This is a genomic window from Streptomyces spinoverrucosus, from assembly GCF_006539505.1.
GTDB classification, from domain to species: Bacteria; Actinomycetota; Actinomycetes; order Streptomycetales; family Streptomycetaceae; genus Streptomyces; species Streptomyces spinoverrucosus.
Map to the genome: position 1 here is coordinate 304,508 of NZ_BJND01000008.1, position 19,408 is coordinate 323,915.

Annotated in this window: 18 protein-coding genes and 1 pseudogene; 2 read left to right on the top strand and 17 right to left on the bottom strand. The window is 69.4% G+C overall.

Going from position 1 to position 19,408, the window contains the following annotated elements:
• Position 1: 1 nt before the first annotated feature.
• The 11 genes from SSP24_RS07485 to SSP24_RS07535 all read right to left on the bottom strand — a co-directional run bounded on the left by SSP24_RS07485 (position 2) and on the right by SSP24_RS07535 (position 12,201).
• Positions 2-1,081, bottom strand: a complete 1,080-nt coding sequence (locus SSP24_RS07485; protein WP_141308060.1) for a sensor histidine kinase — start codon at positions 1,079-1,081, stop codon at positions 2-4.
• Positions 1,074-1,751 carry a response regulator transcription factor gene (locus SSP24_RS07490; protein WP_141308062.1) on the bottom strand — a complete coding sequence of 226 codons (678 nt, stop codon included), beginning with the start codon at positions 1,749-1,751 and terminating at the stop codon, positions 1,074-1,076. The genes SSP24_RS07485 and SSP24_RS07490 overlap by 8 nt, the downstream gene beginning before the upstream one ends.
• A gap of 80 nt (positions 1,752-1,831) precedes the next feature.
• On the bottom strand, positions 1,832-2,536 hold the full coding sequence (locus SSP24_RS07495) for a VanZ family protein (RefSeq protein ID WP_141308064.1): 705 nt from the start codon (positions 2,534-2,536) through the stop codon (positions 1,832-1,834).
• A 100-nt stretch (positions 2,537-2,636) separates the two neighbouring features.
• Entirely contained in the window at positions 2,637-4,985 is a 2,349-nt protein-coding gene (locus SSP24_RS07500) for a discoidin domain-containing protein (RefSeq protein ID WP_141308066.1), read from the bottom strand.
• Positions 4,982-6,046 (bottom strand): peptidylprolyl isomerase, encoded by a 1,065-nt coding sequence (locus tag SSP24_RS07505; RefSeq protein ID WP_141308068.1) that lies wholly within the window; start codon positions 6,044-6,046, stop codon positions 4,982-4,984. The genes SSP24_RS07500 and SSP24_RS07505 overlap by 4 nt, the downstream gene beginning before the upstream one ends.
• Positions 6,043-7,482 (bottom strand): alpha-L-fucosidase, encoded by a 1,440-nt coding sequence (locus SSP24_RS07510; protein ID WP_218037070.1) that lies wholly within the window; start codon positions 7,480-7,482, stop codon positions 6,043-6,045. The genes SSP24_RS07505 and SSP24_RS07510 overlap by 4 nt, the downstream gene beginning before the upstream one ends.
• The gene (locus tag SSP24_RS07515; RefSeq protein WP_141308070.1) at positions 7,479-7,658 is read right to left on the bottom strand and encodes a DUF6903 family protein; all 180 of its coding nucleotides are present in this window, start codon (positions 7,656-7,658) and stop codon (positions 7,479-7,481) included. The genes SSP24_RS07510 and SSP24_RS07515 overlap by 4 nt, the downstream gene beginning before the upstream one ends.
• Before the next feature lie 13 nt (positions 7,659-7,671).
• Complete coding sequence (locus tag SSP24_RS07520) at positions 7,672-8,553, bottom strand: carbohydrate ABC transporter permease (protein WP_141308072.1); 882 nt, start codon at positions 8,551-8,553, stop codon at positions 7,672-7,674.
• Between the two features lie 22 nt (positions 8,554-8,575).
• Positions 8,576-9,577 (bottom strand): carbohydrate ABC transporter permease, encoded by a 1,002-nt coding sequence (locus SSP24_RS07525; protein WP_218037071.1) that lies wholly within the window; start codon positions 9,575-9,577, stop codon positions 8,576-8,578.
• Between the two features lie 94 nt (positions 9,578-9,671).
• Positions 9,672-10,994: a carbohydrate ABC transporter substrate-binding protein gene (locus SSP24_RS07530; RefSeq protein ID WP_141308074.1), complete on the bottom strand. Its 1,323-nt coding sequence runs from the start codon at positions 10,992-10,994 to the stop codon at positions 9,672-9,674.
• Positions 10,995-11,181: 187 nt separating this feature from the next.
• Complete coding sequence (locus SSP24_RS07535) at positions 11,182-12,201, bottom strand: LacI family DNA-binding transcriptional regulator (RefSeq protein WP_141308076.1); 1,020 nt, start codon at positions 12,199-12,201, stop codon at positions 11,182-11,184.
• Between the two features lie 62 nt (positions 12,202-12,263).
• Here SSP24_RS07535 and SSP24_RS07540 point away from each other — a divergent pair, with 62 nt between their 5' ends.
• Entirely contained in the window at positions 12,264-14,135 is a 1,872-nt protein-coding gene (locus SSP24_RS07540) for a glycoside hydrolase family 35 protein (RefSeq protein WP_141308078.1), read from the top strand.
• Between the two features lie 43 nt (positions 14,136-14,178).
• Here the strand turns inward: SSP24_RS07540 and SSP24_RS07545 are convergent, their stop codons facing one another.
• The 4 genes from SSP24_RS07545 to SSP24_RS07560 all read right to left on the bottom strand — a co-directional run bounded on the left by SSP24_RS07545 (position 14,179) and on the right by SSP24_RS07560 (position 17,517).
• The gene (locus SSP24_RS07545; RefSeq protein ID WP_141308080.1) at positions 14,179-14,988 is read right to left on the bottom strand and encodes a class I SAM-dependent methyltransferase; all 810 of its coding nucleotides are present in this window, start codon (positions 14,986-14,988) and stop codon (positions 14,179-14,181) included.
• Positions 14,989-14,998: 10 nt separating this feature from the next.
• Positions 14,999-15,838 carry a helix-turn-helix transcriptional regulator gene (locus tag SSP24_RS07550; protein WP_141308082.1) on the bottom strand — a complete coding sequence of 280 codons (840 nt, stop codon included), beginning with the start codon at positions 15,836-15,838 and terminating at the stop codon, positions 14,999-15,001.
• 160 nt (positions 15,839-15,998) lie between these two features.
• Positions 15,999-16,748, bottom strand: coding sequence for an SDR family oxidoreductase (locus SSP24_RS07555; protein WP_141308084.1), 750 nt, complete (start codon positions 16,746-16,748; stop codon positions 15,999-16,001).
• 136 nt (positions 16,749-16,884) lie between these two features.
• A complete protein-coding gene (locus SSP24_RS07560) occupies positions 16,885-17,517 on the bottom strand; it encodes a VOC family protein (protein ID WP_141308086.1) in 633 nt (210 codons plus the stop codon).
• Positions 17,518-17,578: 61 nt separating this feature from the next.
• Here SSP24_RS07560 and SSP24_RS07565 point away from each other — a divergent pair, with 61 nt between their 5' ends.
• A complete protein-coding gene (locus SSP24_RS07565) occupies positions 17,579-18,151 on the top strand; it encodes a hypothetical protein (protein WP_141308088.1) in 573 nt (190 codons plus the stop codon).
• A gap of 13 nt (positions 18,152-18,164) precedes the next feature.
• On the opposite strand, the gene SSP24_RS45280 is transcribed toward SSP24_RS07565, so the two are convergent.
• Together SSP24_RS45280 and SSP24_RS07575 are read right to left on the bottom strand one after the other, a co-directional pair.
• Positions 18,165-18,317, bottom strand: coding sequence for a helix-turn-helix domain-containing protein (locus tag SSP24_RS45280; protein ID WP_373866237.1), 153 nt, complete (start codon positions 18,315-18,317; stop codon positions 18,165-18,167).
• A gap of 134 nt (positions 18,318-18,451) precedes the next feature.
• Positions 18,452-19,374, bottom strand: a pseudogene (locus SSP24_RS07575) (LysR family transcriptional regulator).
• Positions 19,375-19,408: the final 34 nt, after the last annotated feature.

The following is a 19,408-nucleotide window of genomic DNA, read 5'->3' on the forward strand; positions in this document are numbered from 1 at the left end:
GCTACGGCGTGCCGGGGAGGCGGACCGTGACGAGGAGGCCGCCGGTGGGGCGGGGGGCGAGGTCGAGTGTGCCGTCGTGGGCGCGGACGATGCTGTGCACGATGGCCAGGCCGAGGCCGACGCCCGCGTGCTCGTCGGTGCGTACGCGTTCCGTTCCGCGCTGGAAGGGTTCGGTGAGGGTCGGTACCAGTTCCGGTGGCACTGGATGGCCCGTGTTCTCGACCCGCAGCACGCTCGCGTCGCCCTGCGCCTCGGTGTGGACCGTCACGGTGCAGCCGGCGGGGAGGTTGTGGACGATGGCGTTCTGGACGAGGTTCGTCACCATCCGCAGCAGGAGTTCCGCGGAGCCGCTGGTCCGGGCCGCCCCGCCGGTGACGTCGAGCGTGATCCCGCGCTGTTCGGCGAGGGGGAGCAGGGTTTCGGCGGCCTCTTCGGCGACGAGGGAGAGGTCGACGCTCTCGCGGGTGAAGTTCCCGCGGTCGCTGCGGCTGAGCAGCAGGAGGGCCTCGGTGAGGTCGATCGCGCGCGTATTGACAGCCTGCAGGCGTTCGAAGATTTCGGCCTGGTCCCGCGTGGGGTCTCTGCGGGCGACGTCGAGCAGCGTCTGCGAGATGGCCAGCGGGGTGCGCAGTTCGTGGGAGGCGTTCGCGGCGAACCTCTGCTGCTCGGCGACGTGGGACTCGAGTTGTTCGAGCATCGAGTCGAACGCGTCGGAGAGTTCACGGAATTCGTCCTGGCGACCCTTCATACGGATCCGGTGGGACAGTGACCCGTTCCCGGCCATCCGTGCCGCATCCGTGATCTGTGTGAGTGGTGCGAGCATCCGGCCGGCGAGGATCCATCCTCCGACGAGGCCGAACACGAGCAGCAAGGCCAGTGCTACGGCCGCGGCGCGACCGAAGACGCGCGAGAGGAGGTACCGGTTGGGTGAGATCCCGAGCAAGCCCTGGGGACTGTCGGGTACGTAGCGCAGCAGGAACACCCACACCACGGCCAGCAGGACAGCGCCGGTGACGAGGACGAGTCCGGCATAGCTGATGGTGAGTTTCAGGCGGGCGCTGGGTCCTGGGCGTCTATTCATCGCCACGGTGCCCGGCGTCGATGCGGTAGCCGACGCCGGGCACCGTGGCGATGATCCATGGTTCGCCGAGCCGTTTGCGCAGTGCGGAGACGGTGATGCGCACGGCGTTGGTGAGGGGGTCGGCGTTCTCGTCCCAGGCCCTTTCCAGCAGCTCTTCGGCGCTGACGACCCCGCCCTCGGCGGTGACGAGGACTTCCAGCACGGCGAACTGTTTGCGGGTGAGCGCGACGTAACGTCCGTCGCGGAAGACCTCCCGGCGGAAGGGGTCGAGCCGCAGGCCCGCGATCTCGCGGACCGGGGGCCGGGCGTACGCGCGTCTACGGTGGAGCGCCCGCAGCCGCAGGACGAGCTCCCGCAGCTCGAACGGTTTGGTGAGGTAGTCGTCGGCCCCGAGCTCGAACCCGGACGCCTTGTCGTCGATCCGGTCGGCGGCGGTGAGCATGAGGATCGGGATGCCGCTGCCGGAGGCGACGATGCGCCGGGCGACCTCGTCGCCGGAGGGGCCGGGGATGTCGCGGTCGAGGACGGCGAGGTCGTAGGAGTTGACGCTGAGCAGTTCCAGGGCGGCGTCGCCGTCGCCTGCGATGTCGGCGGCGATCGCCTCCAGCCGCAGACCGTCACGGACGGCCTCGGCCAGGTAGGGCTCGTCCTCCACGATCAGTACACGCATGTCAGAAGCCTAAGCGGCACAACATTTCGCGGACGTATGCAAAGACGCGTGCACAGACGTGTGCACACCGGACACGCGACTCAGCCTGCCGCTGCCGCGGCGGGGCGAGGCCGGTCCGCCTGCGCTTGCGCCGTCGTGCGCCACCAGCGGCGCGAAGCCAGCCCGGCCAGCACCGCGCCGGTGGTGTTGACCAGTACGTCGTCCACGGAGGACACCCGGTCCAGCTGCAGGACGTACTGTGCGGTTTCGACCAGGACCGAGCAGCCCGCCCCGAGTGCCAGGACCCGCGGCACGGACGCCAGCGCCGCGAACCGCATCGGGGCGAAGAACCCCAGCGCCGCGAAGACCAGCAGGTTGCCGACGATCCCGAGCGGCCCCATCGTGACCAGGTCCCGCAGCGGTACCAGGCTCACCCGTGCGGGGACGATGCCGGCCCCACCGCCCGGCATCATGGTCAGCCAAAGGAACGGCACCGTCCCGTGGACCATGCCCACCTCGGCCAGCGACATCCGCCACGCCGATGTGACGCCGGCGGCACGCCGACGGAGCGCCAGAGCCCACACCACCAGCGCGGCCAGCGGCAGCGTGACCAACGTCATGAGCACCACACCGTTGAACGTGTCGAAGCAGCCGTGCCACCGCCCGGCCATGCACCGCGGAGCGGACATCATGAGCGGGCCCCGCACGACGAACAGGGCGCTCGCCAGGCCGAGGATCGCCAGGCCGACAAGCACGATCCTGCGCGCGCGGCCGGGCGGTGCTGACAGGGAGGCGTCATGGTTCATGCCCCCATTGGAGACGGAGGGCCGTTGCGCGGGCGTATGCGATTTTCGATACGCCCGCGATACGCCCGCGAGACACTCCGTTGCACGCTCCGGACAGGCCCTAATCGTCGGCGTGGTACACAGCGACCTCGGTCAGTGTCGGGGTGTACTGCTCCGCCGCGATCTGCCGGGTGAGCGCCACCCGGAGCCGGGAGGTCGTGACGTTGCCGAAGCCGGTCACGGTGCGGTCGTGCCCGATGCCGTCGTCGTAGCTCGCGAAGGTCACCCACTGGCCGGTCCCGGGGTCCCACCGCTGAAGCGCGAAGGACTGCACCCGCGGATTGGTGCCCGAGTCGGTGTACTCGTCCAAGTAGACCTGGTCGAAGGTGGTGTCCGTGCCGAAGTCGATGTCGAGCGTGATCGGGTAGGTCGCGTCGTCGGCCGCGGCCCAGCGGGTCGTCAGGTCGCCGTCGGTCAGCTTGTCCGCGGTGAGCGTCCCGTTCGCGCCGGGGTGGGTGGAGCTTGCGGTGACCGGTTTGCCGAGGGCGAGGTCGACGCGGTTGTCCGCTTCCTCCTCGATGGGGTCGGTGTCGACCGGGTTGGTGACCTGTCGGCCGATGCGCCTCTCGGCGATGCCTATGTCCGGTGCCTTGCCGTAGTAGATGTGCGTGCCGAGGAAGTCCTTGGTGCCCAGGTGCGGGTTGTACCGGCCGGCGTCGATGAGCGGCGAGTCCTTGCGGAGGGCGAAGTGAGCTGCCGCCTTCCGGATGTGGTCCACGCCCGCCCCGGTGACGTAGTCGGCGGGGTCACCGACGAACCGTGGGTCGGCCCGCAGGCCCTTCGGGTCGGCCGGTTCCTGGGTGGAGTGGGTGCCGCTTGCCTCGTAGTAGTCGTTGTTGGAGAACACGGCCTGTCGTAGGGCGCCGGTGCGGCGGTACCACGGTGTCGGGGTCGTCTCCGAGGTGTTGTAGAAGATGTTGTTCAGGAAGTAGACGCGGCTCAGGAACGTCTCGTCGTGGACGTAGTCGAGGTCCGCGCCGTCGTAGACGAAGGTGTTGTTCGTGAAGTACGTCGGTGAGTAGTTCGTCGACAGCATGTTCTTCACGAGCACGCCATTGTCGTTGACGCTGAGGTTGTAGCGGGCCGTCGAGTTGGAGCTGTTGCCCATGTAGGCCATCCAGCCCGCCGCGTTGTCGTGCGAGTAGTTGTACTGGTACGTGACGTTGAAGTTGGTGTATTCGAGGTCCCAGGGGGTTCCGTCGAACTCGTTGTTCGGGCCGCCGTACACCTCGTTGTACTGCATGACCGAGTCGGCGCCCGCCCACAGATACAGCGCGCACGACACGGCGTCGTAGCGCTCCAGATAGCCGTTGACCTCGTTGTACTCGACCGTCATGTTCTTGGTGTTGGCGAGCTGGATCGCGCCCTGGCCGATGCTCTCGGAGTAGTTGTGGCCGATGTAGACGTCCCGGCTGTACAGGTCGCGGGTGCGCACCCACAGCTGTTCCCAGCCCTCGTGCCACTTGCCGTTCTCGTCGTACTGGCCCGCGTCCGCGCCGTCGGCCGCGAACCAGTTGAACGCGAACTGGACGGCGTGCAGTTCGACGTTCTCAAAGGTGTTGTCCTCGATCCGGACGTCCTTGAAGAAGTAGCCGCCGGTGCCGTAGTCCTTGTAGCTCTTGCTGCCGAAGACCTGGAAGTCGACGGCACCGTAATGGATTTTCTGCCAGTGGCTCGGGCCGTCGATGTTGTGGACGTATATGTCAGAGATGCGGAAGTGGTCCATGATGCTGTCGGCGCCGGGCTTCAGGAGGTCGGCGTTGATCGAGACCATGATTCCGTCGCGGACGTAAGGCGCTGCGGGTGTCCCTTTGGTGATGTTGGTCGCGAAGTCGTCGTCATTGGACAGCTCGACGTTGTTGATGTCCCAGTACTGCTGGTTGCGCAGCACGATGGCGCCGGTCAGGCCGACGGTGGCGGGATTCTTCGTGCCGTCCGCGTTGAACGGGCTCGGCACCTTGCCATTCGTCGCGATGTACGGCCGTCCGGCGCGCGGGTCGCCGTACGCCGAGATGGTGATCGGCCTGCCCGCGCTGCCCGAGCCCTTCGGCCAGAGCTGCTCGTCCTGCCATTGCTCACCGGCCTTGAGCAGGATGCGGTCGCCGGGCTCGAACGTCGTGGCGTTCGCCTTGGCGAGGGTGCGCCAGGCGGTCTTGGGGGAGGTCCCGGCCGCGTTGTCGTGGCCGTGGGTGGCGTCGATGAAGTAGTCCGTGCCGCCGGTCCTGTTGGGGGTGTTGCCCGGCCAGGTCGGCTCGGCGGCGGCGGGGACGCGGGAGGAAGCGCGGTCCGGGGCCGCGGCGGCGTACGCGGCGGGAACGAGCGAGCCGACGAGCAGTGCGGCGAGCAGGGCGATGAAGCCCGCGTACAGCGTTCGTATGAGGGGTGGTGATTCCGTGTCGAAAGATCTCATTGCTGCACATCCTCTGCGGTGATGGCGTCCAACGCCGCGATGTCGATGTCGATGTCGCTCTTGTCGACACGGCGCTGGAGGTACTGGTCGAACTTCTCCTCGACGAGCGACTGCCGGATCCGCTGGGCGTAGTCGGTGAACGCCTTGTCCTCGTCGATGTCCTTGCTGTCGAGTTCGTAGTAGGTGATCTGGCCGGTGCCCCTGACGGGGGCGGAGATCCGGCCCGGCTGGAGTCCGCCGAGGATCGAGAGGAGGTCCTGGGCGTGGGCGTTCAGCGAGGTGGAGCCACCGCCGTCGTACGTGCCGGTTGTGAGCTTGGCGCCCGGTTCCCCGGCGACGGCGTCCGCGAGGCGCCCGGCGGACGTCACCCGCTGCTGGAGGCGCTCGGCGTACTCCGCGGCGGCGCCTTCCGGTACCGGCACCACCAGCCGCGTGTACGTGTACGTCGTCGCGTTGGCGCTCCAGGCGTCCCGGTCGGCGTCGAACGCGCGCCGGACTTCGGCGTCGGTGACCCGGAGCGGGCCGCCGGGGGCAGCGCTGAGCCGCTTCTTCAGGGTGGTGGTGAGATCCGTGAGCCGGTGTGTGTAGTACTCGCCGGGGGAGAAGCTCGCGACGCCGTACACCGTCTCGCCCGCCGCGATGGCCTGCGCCCGGGACTCGTTCTCCTTCGCCAGGTCGGCGAGGAAGTCCGCGTAGTCCACCGAGTCGACGAGCCCCTGCTCTTTCGCGAGGACGAGCGTGCTCTTGTCCCGCCAGATCTCGTCGAGCGCACGGGTTTCGAGCCGTTGGAGTGCGGTCTTGTCTCCGGCTTTCGCGTTCCAGTTGGTCGTGCCTTGCAGGCGGTACTTGTTGCGCAGCTCGTTCTGCACGGTCGGAGCGAGCCGCCGCATGTGGAAGAGCAGTTCGTCGCGGGTCACGGGGTGGCCGTCGAGGGAGGCGACCTCGTCCTCGGTGTGGTGGTCGCGGAGCAGTGTCACTGCGGTGATCACCAGTGCGGTGAGGGCGAGGCACAGGCCGGTGAGGATGAGGACGGCCCTGCGCGACGGCAAGGTGCCCTTCATGAGGCGCCCCCGATCGCGGCCGCGCGCGCCACGACGGGCGTGTCCCGCGCCTCCGTCACCTCGACCAGCACGGCGTCGACCTCGGTCGGCGCAAAGGTCAGGATGCGCTGGTAGCCCACCGCATGCGCCTCGGCGAGCGTCGTCCAGCGGCCGTCCCGGCGGCCCCGGACGACGACGTGCTCGATCCGCTGTCCCTGCGTGATGTCCTCGCCCACGACGACCGCCTCGACCGGGCGGGGCCGCCCGAACGCGAGCGTCACGCCGGGACGCGGGTCCGTGTCGTCCGGCCGCCACGGCGTACGCCCTGCGCCGGGCCACGCCGTCGCGATGTCACCCGGGGTGCCGGAGGAGACCGTCGCCGTCGCCTCGATCCGCCGCGCCCGGAAGTCCTCGATGCGCCGCCCGAGTCGCTCAAGGACCGCCACGTCGGTGTCGCGTATGCGCCCGTCCCGGGCCGGTGGGACGTTGAGCAGGAAGCAGGAGTTGCCGCCGACGGCGCGCAGGTAGATGGTGAACAGCTCGTCCACGGGCCGGACTTGGGCGTCCTCGGCGGGGTGGTGGAACCAGCCGGGGCGGATCGAGGTGTTGACCTCGGCCGGGTACCAGACCAGGTCGTCCTCGTGCCCGGCCAGCGCGGTTCGGCTGCCGAGGTCGCGGTCGTCGTTGCGGACCAGCCGGGCGAAGGTGCCGTCGTCCGTCTGCTGCGAGCGGTCCGCGGTGCGTTCGGCGTCCTGCAGGGCGCGCGGGACGACGCTCCACTCGTCGGGGCGGGTGTCCCCGGCCTCGTTGCCGCACCAGCGGACGTCGGGCCCGCACACGCTGATGACCGCGTCCGGCTGCAATTCGCGTACGACGGCGTAGTAACGCTCCCAGTCGTACACCTGGACCTTGCCGTTCGGGCCCTCTCCGTTCGCGCCGTCCAGCCACACCGAGAACACCGGCCCGTACCGGGTGAGCAGTTCGGTGAGCTGGGCGACGTAGAAGTCGTCGTACGCGGTCCCGGAGCCGTAGGACGCATCGTGGCGGTCCCAGGGGGAGAGGTAGATCCCGAACCGCAGGCCGTGCCGCCGGGCCGCGGCGGCGACCTCCGCGACCACGTCGCCCTGGCCACCCAGCCACGGCGACGAGGCGACCGAGTAGGCGGTGACGTCGCTCGGCCACAGACAGAAACCGTCGTGGTGCTTGCAGGTGAGGATCACGCCGGTCATCCCGGCGCTCTTGAGGGTCGCGACCCACTGGTCGGCGTCGAGCCCGGCCGGGTCGAAGAGCGCCGGGTCGTCGTGTCCCTCGCCCCACTCGCGGTCCGTCACGGTGTTCATGCCGAAGTGGATGAAGCCGTAGAACTCCATTGTCTGCCAGGTGAGTTGGCGCTCACTCGGCCGGACCGCGGCCAGCGCCGGCGCCCGCGCCCGTCCGGATGCCGCGGCCGCGGTCACCGGAACCGCCGGTTGTACGAGGCGAGCAGGGCCAGCAGCCCGGCCAGCGCGCCGAGCATGACCAGGAGGTGCCCCCACCCGACCGTCGTGCGCGCGATGACGACGAGGGTGAGGCAGGCCGCCGCGACGAGCGTACGGACGGTGATGAGCAGCGCTGTGTGTGTCGAGTCCTTCATGGGTTTCCTTCCGTCAGCCCTTCACGCCGCCCGATGCCATGCCCTCGATGAGCCGGCGCTGGATGAGCGCGTAGAGGAGGAGGACGGGGACGATGACGATGACCATGCCGGCGTACAGGCGCCCGTAGTCGGCCGCCGCCTTCTGCGCGGTGAACAGGTTGAGCAGGCCGACCTGCAACGTCTTGTTGTCGCCGGGGAGCAGGGTGAGCGAGATGATGAAGTCGTTCCAGTAGGCCAGGAAGTCGAAGAGGATCACGGTGGTGACCGCCGGGCGTGCCATCGGGAGCATGACCTGGGTCATGATCCGGAAGCGGGACGCGCCGTCCAGGGCGGCGGCCTCCTCGTACTCGACCGGTATCGACCGGAAGTACGCGGTGAGCAGGTAGATGGTGAACGGGATCGACGTGGCCGCGTAGACCAGCGACAGGACTCCCGGGTTGTCGATGAAGAACCCGCCGGGGAAGACGTCGATGAGCGCGCGGTCCCAGTCGACGAGCATGAGGAAGATCGGTACGACGATGTAGTTGACGTTGACGAAGAGACCGGCCAGGAGCGCGAACTCCACGACGCGGCGGCCGCGGAACTCGTACCGGGCGATGACGTAGGCCGCCGGCACGGAGACCGCCAGGACGAGCACCAGTGCGAGCACCGTGACGAGCACCGAGGTCAGGAAGTACTGACCCATGTGTGCGTCGAGGAACGCGGCGACGTAGTTCTGGATGTGCAGGCCCTTCGGCAGCGTCCAGGGGCTGGCGAAGAACTCGCTCTTCTGCTTGAGCGAGGCGAGCAGCACCCAGGCGACCGGCACCGCGATGGCGAGCGCGATCGCGGTGACGAGGGCGTAGGTGAGCGCGCGGCCCAGGCGGGGGCGGGGCGACGAGTTGATCGTGGTCATGGTGCCTGTCCTCGAAGAGCTCTCAGAACTGGAGGGGTTCGCGCTTGGTCGCCCGGCTCACCAGGAGCGACACGAGGAACGAGAACGCGAAGATGACGACACCGATGGCCATGCCGTAGCCGTACGACGAGTTCGTGTACGCCTGCTTGTACATGTAGTTCAGCAGGACATCGGAGGAGCCGTCGGGCCCGCCGCCGGTCATCGCGCGGACCAGGACGAAGCTCAGGTTGACGGCGCTCATGACGAAGAACGTCAGCGTGGTGCGCAGGCTCTCCCAGATGAGCGGCAGCGTGATCGCGAAGAACTGCCGGGTGCCGGAGGCCCCGTCGAGTGCGCTCGCCTCGTAGAGCTCCTCCGGGATGCTCGCCATGCCCGCCATGTAGAGGACCATGTAGTAGCCCAGCGACTGCCAGACCATCGCGATGGCTACGGAGTAGAGCACGATCTTCTGGTTGCCGAGCCAGACCTGTTGCAGTCCGTCGAGCGAGAGCAGCCGGAGCGTGCCGTTGATCAGACCGTTGTCCTGGTCGTACACGGCGGAGAAGATCGCCGCGATGACGACCACCGAGAGGACGTTCGGGATGTAGAGGACGAACCGGTAGAGGTTCCGTCCGCGCAGCCGTTGCCGGGTCATGATCGCGGCGAGGAACAGGCCCATGCCCATCGTCACGACGGTCACCACCACCAGGAGGGCGACCGTGTTCTGGAACGCGCGTACGAACTGCTGGTCGTCGAGGAGGTGGCGGAAGTTGTCGAGCCCCACGAACTGCTTGTCGGGGGAGAAGCCGCCCCAGGTGTAGAGGGACGTCCGGAACACGTTCACGGTGGGGATGACCATGAAGACCGTGAAGAGCACCAGCGCGGGCAGCAGGCAGGCGAGTACGAAGCCGGTGTTGCCGCGTCGGCGGCCGACGCGGGCCGGGGCCTGGGCGCCGCGCCGGGAACGCCCGGTGGACGGCGCCTTGCCGGCCGTATCGGATGTGCGGTTCGTCGAGCCTGGGGGTGGGGTGGAGAGGGTCGTCACCGTGCCGGTCCTTGGGTCGATCGGCGGAATCGGGGGAGTCGTACGGTCACGCACGGCGGCCCGGGCTTCGCAAGCCACCGGGCCGCCGGGCACGTCAGTCGCCCGCCTGGCGCAGCTTCTCGCTGGCGTCGTTCAGCGCGGTCTGCCACTTGTCCTCGGTGGTGTCGCCGCTGATGATGCTGTTGGCGGTGTCGAAGAGCGTGGCCTTGATGTCGACGCCCGCGACGGGCGCGGTGCTCGCGAATCCGCCGACGAGCGCGGAGACCGACGGGTCCTCGTACACCTGGTAGAACTCGGCGTTCTCCCCGGTCAGGCTGCTCGCGATGCCCTCGATCGGCTGGATCGCGTTGGACTCGGCGAAGATTTTCGCTGCCTTGTCGGAGTACAGGTAGGCGATGAAGTCCTTTGCCGCGTCCTTGTGTTGGGCGGCCTTGGGGATCCACACCGACTCGACCGAGGTCGTGATGTAGCGCTTGCCGCCCGCGGTGACCGCGGGCAGCGGCGTCAGACCCCACTTGAAGCCCTTCGCGCGAGGAGCATCCGCCATCCCGCCGACGATCCATGTGCCGTTCGGCATGAACAGCGCCTTGTTGTCGAGGATCAGCTGCTGGTTCTTGGTGAAGTCCTGCTCGTTTGCGTATCCGACGGTCGCCGGTGCGGCGTAGCTGAGCAGCCGCGTGGTGATGTCCAGGGCCTTCCGGGCGTTCGCCGTCTTCCAGACGTCCTTCTTGTACGTCATGACGTCGGTGTAGAACTGCTCCCCGCCGATGTCCGCGAGGAGCGCGAAGAAGTACGAGTCGAGGTAGCCGGCGGTCGGGTACGTGAACAGTGGAATGCCCTGCTTCTTGGCCTGGTCGCCGAGCGCGAACATCTCGTCCCAGGTGCTCGGGACCTTCCAGCCCTTCTGCTCGAACAGGCCCTGGTTGTAGAAGAGGCCGGTCGGGGCGTAGTACATCGGCATGAGGTACGTCTGATCGTTGCCGTACGGATTGGTGTTGAGGTTGCCGACGATGCCCTTGGTGAGCTTGTCCCCCACGGTCGTGTTCTCGCCGGGGACCTTCTCCTTGAGCACCGGTGTGAGGTCCTCCAGGGCCTTGTCCTTGATCAGCGTCTCGGTGAGAGCGGCCTTGCGGCCCTGGCCGAGCACCACGACGTCCGGGTACTTTCCCGCCTTCATGTTGGGGGTGATCTCGTCCTCGATGCTCTTCGAGATCTGCAACTCGACATCGATGTCGGGATGGGAGGCCTCGTACTCCTCGATGACCTGCGTGTACATGGCGCGGCCGTAGCCGCCTTCGAGGGCGGCGACCTTGAGGGTCGTCCTGCCGGAATCCGATCCGCTCCCGCCGGACGAACAGCCGGCGAGCAGTCCGAGCACCGTGACCGCGGCGCCCGTGAGGACGAGCGATCTCCTCATCTGGGGTCCTTCCCGTGGACAGTTGCCCACCTGGCTGCGAGCGAACTCCGGATCACATGGGATCCGGGGTGTTACGGTGGCACCGATAACATGGGGCCTTACGGTGGCACCGAATCGCATGCAGGCGCAAGAGGCCCACAGGGGGCATTTCAGGGAGGGGTGGCCCGGAACCCGCAGGGGCCGGAGCTCACAGGGAGCGCGGCGCCGCCGTCGACGCGCGTACCGACAGCGACGCGGTGGCGACGGAAGCGTCGACCTCGGCGTCGTCGCCCCGCAGCAGCAGCTCGACCGCCGCCGCGCCGTACCGGTAGAAGTCCTGCCGGACGGTCGTCAGCGGCGGAGCGCAGTAGGCCGCCAGGGCGATGTCGTCGACGCTGACGATGGACACGTCCTCGGGCACCGACCGGCCGCGCTCGCGCAGCGCGCGGATCACCCCGAAGGCCATCTCGTCGCTGGCCACGAAGACCGCGGTCACCTCGGGGATCATCGCGATGATCTGCCCCTGCCGGTGTCCCGAGTCGGGCGACCAGTCCCCTTCGAGGACCGGCGGCGCCTCGATCCCGGCCGCGGCCAGGCACTCCTGCCAGCCCTGCCGCCGCTGGCGCGCCTCGATCCACTCGTCCGGCCCGGAGATGTGCCAGACCTGGCGATGCCCCAGGTCGAGCAGGTGCTGCGTGGCGACGCGGCCCGCCTCCTGCTGGTCGATCCCGAGCACCCGGGCGTCCGCCGTCCGCGAGCCGTCGAGGGTGACGGTCGGGATGTCGTGGGTGATCTCCTCCATCTTCCGCGTCACGGAGATGAGCGGTACGGCGATGACGAAGCCGTCGACGCCCTGGTCGGCGAGCTTGGACAGGGCCCGCTCCATCAGGCCGGTGTCGAGCGCGGCAATCGTCGCGATGTTCACCGCGTACCCGGCCTCGCCGGCAGCCGCCTCGACGCCGGCGGTCACCGCCGAGCGCGAGTAGTACCCGCCGGACGCCAGCAGGACGAGCCCGATGGTGTGGCTGCGCCCGGAGGACAGCGCCCGGGCGGCGCTGTTGAACCGGTAGCCGACCTGCTCCACGGCCGCGAGTACGCGCCTCTTGGTCTCGGGGTTGACGTTCGGTGAGCCGCGGAGCGCACGCGAGACGGTCTGTGCCGACACCCCGGCGGTCCGGGCCACATCGGCCATGCTCGGCTGCCTCAGCCTCGCGGCGCCCTCGGTCATGGCGCTCCTCTCCCGCGGCAGCCCGCGACGTCCTCCCTGAGATCCTATCGAACTTGTTAGGCATGGCATCGGTAACATACGCTCGCACGGTGACTGAGCCGCCCACGACACGCATCGCCCCGGCCCACACCACGACCGACACGGCGAACGCCGCCGCGACCAGCGCGCTCACCTGGCACGGGGGCCGCCTGTACCGGCACGGCGTCCCGCACCGCATCCTGTCGGGGTCGCTGCACTACTTCCGCGTCCACCCCGACCTGTGGCGGGACCGGATCCGCCGGCTCGCCGATCTCGGACTCAACACCGTCGACACCTACGTGGCCTGGAACTTCCACCAGCCCAGGGAGCAGGAGGCGCCCTCCTTCGACGGCTGGCGCGACCTCGAACGGTTCATCCGCACGGTCGGTGAGGAGGGCCTCGACGTCATTGTCCGGCCCGGCCCGTACATCTGCGCGGAGTGGTCCAACGGCGGCCTGCCGAGCTGGCTCACCGGCCGGGACGTCGCGATCCGCAGCTCGGACCCGGGGTTCACCTCCGTCGTCGCCCGCTGGTTCGACGAACTGGTCCCGCGCATCGCCGCGCTCCAGACCGCCGAGGGCGGGCCGGTCGTGGCGGTGCAGGTGGAGAACGAGTTCGGCAGCTACGGCGACGACCGCGCCTACCTCCTCTGGAACCGCGAGGCTCTTTCCACCCGGGGCATCCGGGAGCTGCTGTTCACCGCCGACGGCCCCACCGAGCTCATGCTGGACGGCGGCACCCTGCCCGGGACCCTGACGGCCGTGACCCTCGGCTCCAAGCCCGACGCCGCCCGGCGACTCCTCGCCGCCCGGCGACCCGACGAACCGTTCCTGGTCGCCGAGTTCTGGAACGGCTGGTTCGACCATTGGGGCAAGCGGCACCACGTCCGCGGGGTGGACAGCGCGGTCCGCACCCTGCGCGGCATCGTCGCCGACGGCGGCAGCGTCAGCATCTACATGGCACACGGCGGCACCAACTTCGGGCTCTGGGCGGGCGCCAACGACCACGAGGGCCGACTCGAACCCATCGTGACGAGCTACGACTCCGACGCACCGATCGCCGAGGACGGCACGCTCACCCCCAAGTTCTTCGCCATGCGCGAGGCACTCGGCGTCGCCCGCGGCCCCCTCCGCTCACCCGAGCGCACGCCGAAGCTCCCCCCGGCCCGCGTCCCGCTCGTCCACCACGCCGACCTGCTCGCCGGCCTCCGCGCCGTACCCGCCCCCACCTCGACCGCCCCGCGCCCCGCCTCCTTCGAACAACTCGGCCTCGACGCGGGCATGGTCCTGCACACCGCCCACCCGCGCATCCCGGCGGGCGAGCACCGGCTGACCCTCACCGACGTACGCGACCGGGCCCTGGTCTTCGCCGACGGCAGCTTGCTCGGCGTCACCGCCCCCGATGCCCCGGAACTCCCCATCCACGGCACCGGCGACGTCGTACGACTGGAGGTCCTGGTCGAGAACCTCGGCCGGGTGAACTACGGCCCGGGCATCGGCCGGCCCAAGGGCCTGCTCGGTCCGGTCCTCGTCGACCGGCGCAGCGTGCAGGGCTGGGACAGCACGCCGGTCGCGCTGCAGGAGTGGTCCGCCGCGGAGCTGGCCGCCGCGGTCGCCTCCGGCGCGGCGACCACGCAGGCCGGGTTCGCCGTCGCGGAGTTCCACGTCGACACGCCCGCGGACACCTTCCTCGCAGTGCCGGGATCGAGCCGGGGCCTCGTCTGGGTCAACGGCTTTCTGCTCGGCCGCTACTGGGAGATCGGGCCCCAGGTCACGCTGTACTGCCCGGCACCGCTGCTGCGCGCGGGCGAGAACACCGTGACGGTGCTGGAGCTGGAACGGCTCGGGGGGGTCCTGGAGTTGCGGGATCGCCCCGAGTTGGGGCCGCCGGAGGAGTATGTCGAGGAGTTCGGCTGACGGAGTCTGCCGCGGCCGGTAGTTCGGAGGTCGGTCCCTGGTCTCACTCGGCGCGCTGTCCGACACGGAGGACGCTCAGATAACGGCGCGATGCTCGGTCGCCCATCCGCGTGCGGATGCGCTCGGCGACGGCGTCGAGCAGGGGCTCACGGACGTCACGGTCGAGCCTGCGATACAGCGACGTCGAGCGAAGGAGATCGGCAAAGCCGTCCCCGTCGAACCACTGAACGGTCGGGTACCAGCGCACGATCACTGGGCCGAACAATCCTCCGGGATCGTCGACCAGGCCCCAACCCTCGTCGGTGGTGCGTACGTCGTCCTCCAGCGGCGGATGACCCCAGCCGGGGTTCCCGGGGCAGAACCGCTCGTGGAGATCGGCGGTCTCGGCGTAGACTTCCGGCTCTCCCGGCCTGCGGACAACGACGTGACCGAGCAGCGCCATCCAGCCTCCGGCATCGAGCACGTCGTGCGCGCGCTGCCAGCCGATCGACGGGTCGACCCAGTGCCACGACGACGCAGCCACGAGGGCATCGAAGCGCCGGCCGCGGTCGTCCCACTCCTCGAACGTCGACATCTCGACTTCGACGTTGCGGAAGGTGGCGATCCGCCGGCGAGCGAGCGCGGCCATGTCTGCGCCCGGCTCGATGGCGGTGACTGAGCATCCGAGTGCGGCCAATGAGCGCGTCGCCTGACCGGTACCGCAGCCCACCTCCAGCACCGACGACTTTTCGGCGATACCGGTGATGGCGCAAAGGTCCGCGAACAGCTCGTCGGGGTATCCGGGCCGGACCCGGTCGTAGAGCTCCGGAACCTCGTTGAACACTCGGCCGAGGTCGTGTCGATTCGGGCGCATCTGCGGATCGTCAGGGGGTGAGCTGCTGGTGCCCGATGACGGAGAGCAGTTCGAGCTTGCTGTGGCTCTCCGTGCCGGGGCGGGTGGTCAGCACCACCAGGGTCTGGGCGCGGTTCTCGGTGAACAGGACCTGGGCGTCGACGTCGATGCGGCCGAGTTCGGGATGGAGGATGGTCTTGCAGTCGTCGTAGCGTTGGGCGACCTCCTGAAGTTCCCACATGCGGACGAACTCGGGGCTGTGTTCCTGGAGTTCGGCGAGGATCCGGGCGGCTCGGGGGGTGTCGCTGCCGGCTGTCAGCGCGGCCCGCAGGCGTGCTGCATGGGCGCGGCCGTGGTGTTCGTGGGTCTCCTCGGGATACACCAGACGCTCGGCCGGGTCCATGAACCAGCGGTAGTAGCCGCTGCGGGCCAGACCGGTGTGGCGGGTCAGGTCGCCGACCAGCGCGACGGCCAACGGGTTCATCGCGAGGGTGTCGAACAAGTCGGTCTGCACCAGGGCCGGGGAGTCGTCCAGGCGGTCCAGGACCCGCATCAGCGTCGGGCTGACATGTTCGGAGCGGTGGAAGCGGGCCGGGGCGTTGTGGCCGATGAGGACGAAGAGATGGTCGCGTTCGTCCAGGGTCAGCCGCAGTGCCCGGGCGAGAGCCGTGGTGATCTGGACGGAGGGCTGCGGAGCTCGCTGCTGTTCCAGCCGGGCGTAGTAGTCGGTGGACATACCGGCGAGCTGCGCGACCTCCTCGCGGCGCAGCCCCTGCGTACGCCTGCGCGGCCCCTCGACCAGCCCGACGTCGCGGGGGCGCAGCGTCTCACGCCGGTGGCGCAGGAATTCCGCCAGTTCCTTCTTGTCCATGCCTCCATCCTCGCCGCATCCCGCCCGGCTATCCAGAGACCGCCGATCCATGGATGAGTAGTGCATGGAAGACGGCCTGCCGCGACGGTCCCCGTCGAGGACGCCCGACGCTTTGGACCGGCCCCGGGCCGCTTCGTCGTCTTCGTCCGTGTGTTTCGCGTCAGCTACCGCTGATCATGGCGAGGACGTCGTCGTAGGAGCCGTTGGTCTCCGCGTCGCGGATGAACCTGGCGCGCTCGACGACCAGCTCCTTCGCGTCGGGCTTCTCGCGCAACAGGTCGAGGGTCTCGGTGAGGAAGTCGTCCAACGGCATGGATTGTTCGCTGTCCTGCTGGCCCAGCAGGGTCGTGCGCACGCCCGGCGGGACCACCTCGATCACCTGGACGCCGGCGCCGGCACCGGCGAGCTGGATGCGCAGGCTCTCGGAGAAGGAGTGCAGCGCGGCCTTGGTCGCGCTGTAGGTCGGGGTGCTCGGGTACGGGACGAACGCCAGCGACGAGGTGACGTTCATGACGACCGCGTCGTCCTTGCCCACCAGCAGCGGCAGGAAGGCGTACGTCATCCGGATCGTGCCGAGCAGGTTGACCGTGACGTGATCCTCGGCGACCGGGAGTCCGGCCGGGTCGAGGAGGCTTTCCCGCAGCATGATGCCGGCGTTGTTGACCAGGACGTTCAGCCCCGGGTGGCTCGCCGCCACGGTCTCACGAGCCCGGGCGATCGAGTCGGGGTCCGCGACGTCGAGGACGAGCGCGTCGATGCCCGGGTGCTCGGCCGTGATCTCGTCGAGGAGTTCCTTGCGCCGGCCGGCGACGACCACCTTGTTGCCGGCCTCGTGCAGACGCAGGGCCAGGCCGAGCCCGATGCCCGAGGTGCCGCCGGTGATCAGGATCGTGTTGCCGGTCATCTTCATGAGGGTCTCGCTCCTTCGTTGCGGCGGGCCGGTGAGCGCCCGCAGCCTCGACCGTAGGGGCGCCCGCGCAGGGGCGGGAGAGGACGGTTTATCCATGGATCGGCGGTCCCTGCCTGGCGGAGTGGTCCCACCCAACTCAGTCGAAGCGCACCGGTCCCCGTGGGGTGTCCACCGTGAACGTCAGGCCCACCGGGCCCTCGGTGAGGGTGAGGTTCGTGTCCAGGGCCGTCAGGAGGGGGCGGAGTTCGGCCGGGTCCGGGTGGCTGGCAGAGACGGCCAGTAGGGGAGTGGTGGGGAGGTGCGACGCCGTGGGGTGGGGTGAGGCGCCCCAGTCGATGAGGAAGGGGACCAGGCCGGAGGGGTGGGCGGACACGCCGTCGGTCAGGCGCCATTGCAGGAGCGTGCCGTCGGGGGTGCGGCGGCTCATCGGGAGCGGCGGGCCGGGGTCGTAGCCACGGGCACGGGCGGCCGCGATCGCCGCGTCCAGGTCGGGAGGGCTGATCGCCCACGTGAGCGTGCGCGGTCCGGGCAACTCGTCGACGCCGAAGGGGCGCGGCCCGTCGGGCGTGGACTGTTCCGGGTCCGGACCGATGATCTCCAGGTAACCGGTTCCGCCCAGACCGACCAGGTAATTGCGGGTGCCGAGACCGACGTGCGTGCCGCCGACCGCCGGTTCCACACCGGTACGCCGGGTGAAGTCGGCGACCGTCGCCGCCAGATCGGGCGTTGCGAGGACGAGGTGGTCCAGGTGTGCCGGAATCGTGTTCATCGTCACCAAGGCTACGCAACCCGCACGCAACTGTGGAACGCCTGTGCGGCAGGATGGGCGCATGATGCGTTCCGTACGTGCGCTGCCGCTGGCGGCCCTGCTGATGCCCGTACTGCTCACCGGTTGCGGCACAGAGCAGGCCGGCGCCGCCGACCCGGCCGAACTCAGGTCCCGCGCCCAGGCGTTGGGCATCGCACCCGAGCACGTCTACGTCACCGAGGCCGACGGCTTCACCCTCGCCCAGCAGTCCGTCGGTGTGTACGGCGGCGACGGTTTCTCCGCCGTGTACGTGTCACAGCAGACCGGCGCCCAGATACAGCTCACCGTCGACCGCGGCACCGTCAACTCCGCCAACTGTTCCGACTGCGTGCGCGACGGCGACGCCTGGTTCCGTGGCAGCGGGGAGCAGCGCGAGTACGCCGTACCCAAGGACGGGCACGTGCTGCGGATCAGTGGCGCCGCGGTCTCCCGCGACGTGCTCCGCGAGGCGGCCCTCGCCGCCCACCCTCCGTCCGCCGACGAACTCGACACCCTCCTGCCACCTGCCCAGGACGCCGCCACGCCCGTCGAACGCGGCGACCTGCCTCCGGCCGGTGACGGGGCGCCCAACAACGACGTGGGCGCGAGCGGTTGACGTCACAGCGCCATCAGTTGTCGGGCAGCTTCGGCGACCTCGTCGTCGCAACCAACTGCTCGACCTCGTCATCGTCGAGCCCTTCGGCGAGATCCGGCTTCAGTGGCCGTCGGCCCTGCTCGATCGACGCGATCTGCTGCTCGCTGATGCCGAACCGCTCGCCCAGTGACCTCTGCGTGTATCAGGCGGCCTCGCGACAGAGGGCGAGCAGTGCGCCCACCATCTTCATCGCCGAGGCGTTCCTCCGTGACCGTCGAGTCGTGCTGATGCGCGCCGTCTCCGACGGTGGCACCCAGTCTTTCAGTCGGTCGGCGGTTCCGGCAGCCAGTCGCGCGCCGGGTCGTACTCCAGCCATCGACTGGCCCCGCTTCCGCGGCGCAGGCGGCGGTGAGGCTGTTCAGTCCCGGGTGCCCGTTGCCGGTGCGCCACAGCAGCGACCAGGCGTACAGCGGCGTGGGGTCGACCAGCGGGACGGAGCGCAGCCCGGGGACCTCCGGCAGGGATACGTCGGCGGGCAGCAGGGAGAAGCGTTGCGGCTGTGACACGACTTCGGTGAGGAAGTGGGCCAGCCCCAGGTTGACGCTCGTGGCCCGGTCACGGATGTCGAATCGCTCGGCGAACTGGTGGAGGAAGTCGAGCCGGTCCAGCGCACCGGGCGCCCACAGCACGCTGCCGCGCAACTGGTCGGGCCGCAACGCGGTTTCGGCTGCGAGCGGATGGTCCGCGCTCAGTACGGCGTCCACTGGTTCGAGGCGGACCAGGCGATGTGCCAGCCCTGGGTGCAGCGGGGGGTGGACCCGGCCGAAGGCCGCGTCGATGTCGTCGTGCAGCAGTGCCGCCGTCACCGAGGGCAGATCGCGCCCGTGCCCCAGTACCAGATCCCCGGCCTGTCCGGCGACCTGGGCCAGCGTCCGCATCGGCGCGTAGAGGTGGCCCCAGATGTCCACCCGCAGCGGACGGTCCTGCCCGATCGCCGCGCGGACTGCGGCGTCGGCGGCGGCCACGGTCTGCCGGGCCGGCTGGAGGAAACGATGTCCGGCATCGGTGAGGCGTACCCCGGTGCCTCCGCGCTGGAACAGCTCGGTGCCGAGGAGGGATTCCAGCCGCGCGATCCGCTTGGACAGCGCCTGCTGGGAGATGGCGAGCGTCCCGGCTGCCCGCCCGAAGTGCAACTCATCGGCGGCGCATACGAAGGCACGTACCTGTGCCACGTCGAGATCCACGGCCCCACCATAGGTGACAACCGAAAGTTGTCGG

What these genes read in the sequence shown, in the direction of transcription:
- SSP24_RS07565 (WP_141308088.1), top strand. Translation starts at nt 17,579, where the DNA reads ATGATGCGTTCCGTACGTGCGCTGCCGCTGGCGGCCCTGCTGATGCCC.
- SSP24_RS07560 (WP_141308086.1), bottom strand. Translation starts at nt 17,517, where the DNA reads ATGAACACGATTCCGGCACACCTGGACCACCTCGTCCTCGCAACGCCC.
- SSP24_RS07485 (WP_141308060.1), bottom strand. Translation starts at nt 1,081, where the DNA reads ATGAATAGACGCCCAGGACCCAGCGCCCGCCTGAAACTCACCATCAGC.
- SSP24_RS07490 (WP_141308062.1), bottom strand. Translation starts at nt 1,751, where the DNA reads ATGCGTGTACTGATCGTGGAGGACGAGCCCTACCTGGCCGAGGCCGTC.
- SSP24_RS07495 (WP_141308064.1), bottom strand. Translation starts at nt 2,536, where the DNA reads ATGAACCATGACGCCTCCCTGTCAGCACCGCCCGGCCGCGCGCGCAGG.
- SSP24_RS07550 (WP_141308082.1), bottom strand. Translation starts at nt 15,838, where the DNA reads ATGGACAAGAAGGAACTGGCGGAATTCCTGCGCCACCGGCGTGAGACG.
- SSP24_RS07545 (WP_141308080.1), bottom strand. Translation starts at nt 14,988, where the DNA reads ATGCGCCCGAATCGACACGACCTCGGCCGAGTGTTCAACGAGGTTCCG.
- SSP24_RS07505 (WP_141308068.1), bottom strand. Translation starts at nt 6,046, where the DNA reads ATGAAGGGCACCTTGCCGTCGCGCAGGGCCGTCCTCATCCTCACCGGC.
- SSP24_RS07530 (WP_141308074.1), bottom strand. Translation starts at nt 10,994, where the DNA reads ATGAGGAGATCGCTCGTCCTCACGGGCGCCGCGGTCACGGTGCTCGGA.
- SSP24_RS07540 (WP_141308078.1), top strand. Translation starts at nt 12,264, where the DNA reads ATGGCATCGGTAACATACGCTCGCACGGTGACTGAGCCGCCCACGACA.
- SSP24_RS07520 (WP_141308072.1), bottom strand. Translation starts at nt 8,553, where the DNA reads ATGACCACGATCAACTCGTCGCCCCGCCCCCGCCTGGGCCGCGCGCTC.
- SSP24_RS07555 (WP_141308084.1), bottom strand. Translation starts at nt 16,748, where the DNA reads ATGAAGATGACCGGCAACACGATCCTGATCACCGGCGGCACCTCGGGC.
- SSP24_RS07500 (WP_141308066.1), bottom strand. Translation starts at nt 4,985, where the DNA reads ATGAGATCTTTCGACACGGAATCACCACCCCTCATACGAACGCTGTAC.
- SSP24_RS07515 (WP_141308070.1), bottom strand. Translation starts at nt 7,658, where the DNA reads ATGAAGGACTCGACACACACAGCGCTGCTCATCACCGTCCGTACGCTC.
- SSP24_RS07535 (WP_141308076.1), bottom strand. Translation starts at nt 12,201, where the DNA reads ATGACCGAGGGCGCCGCGAGGCTGAGGCAGCCGAGCATGGCCGATGTG.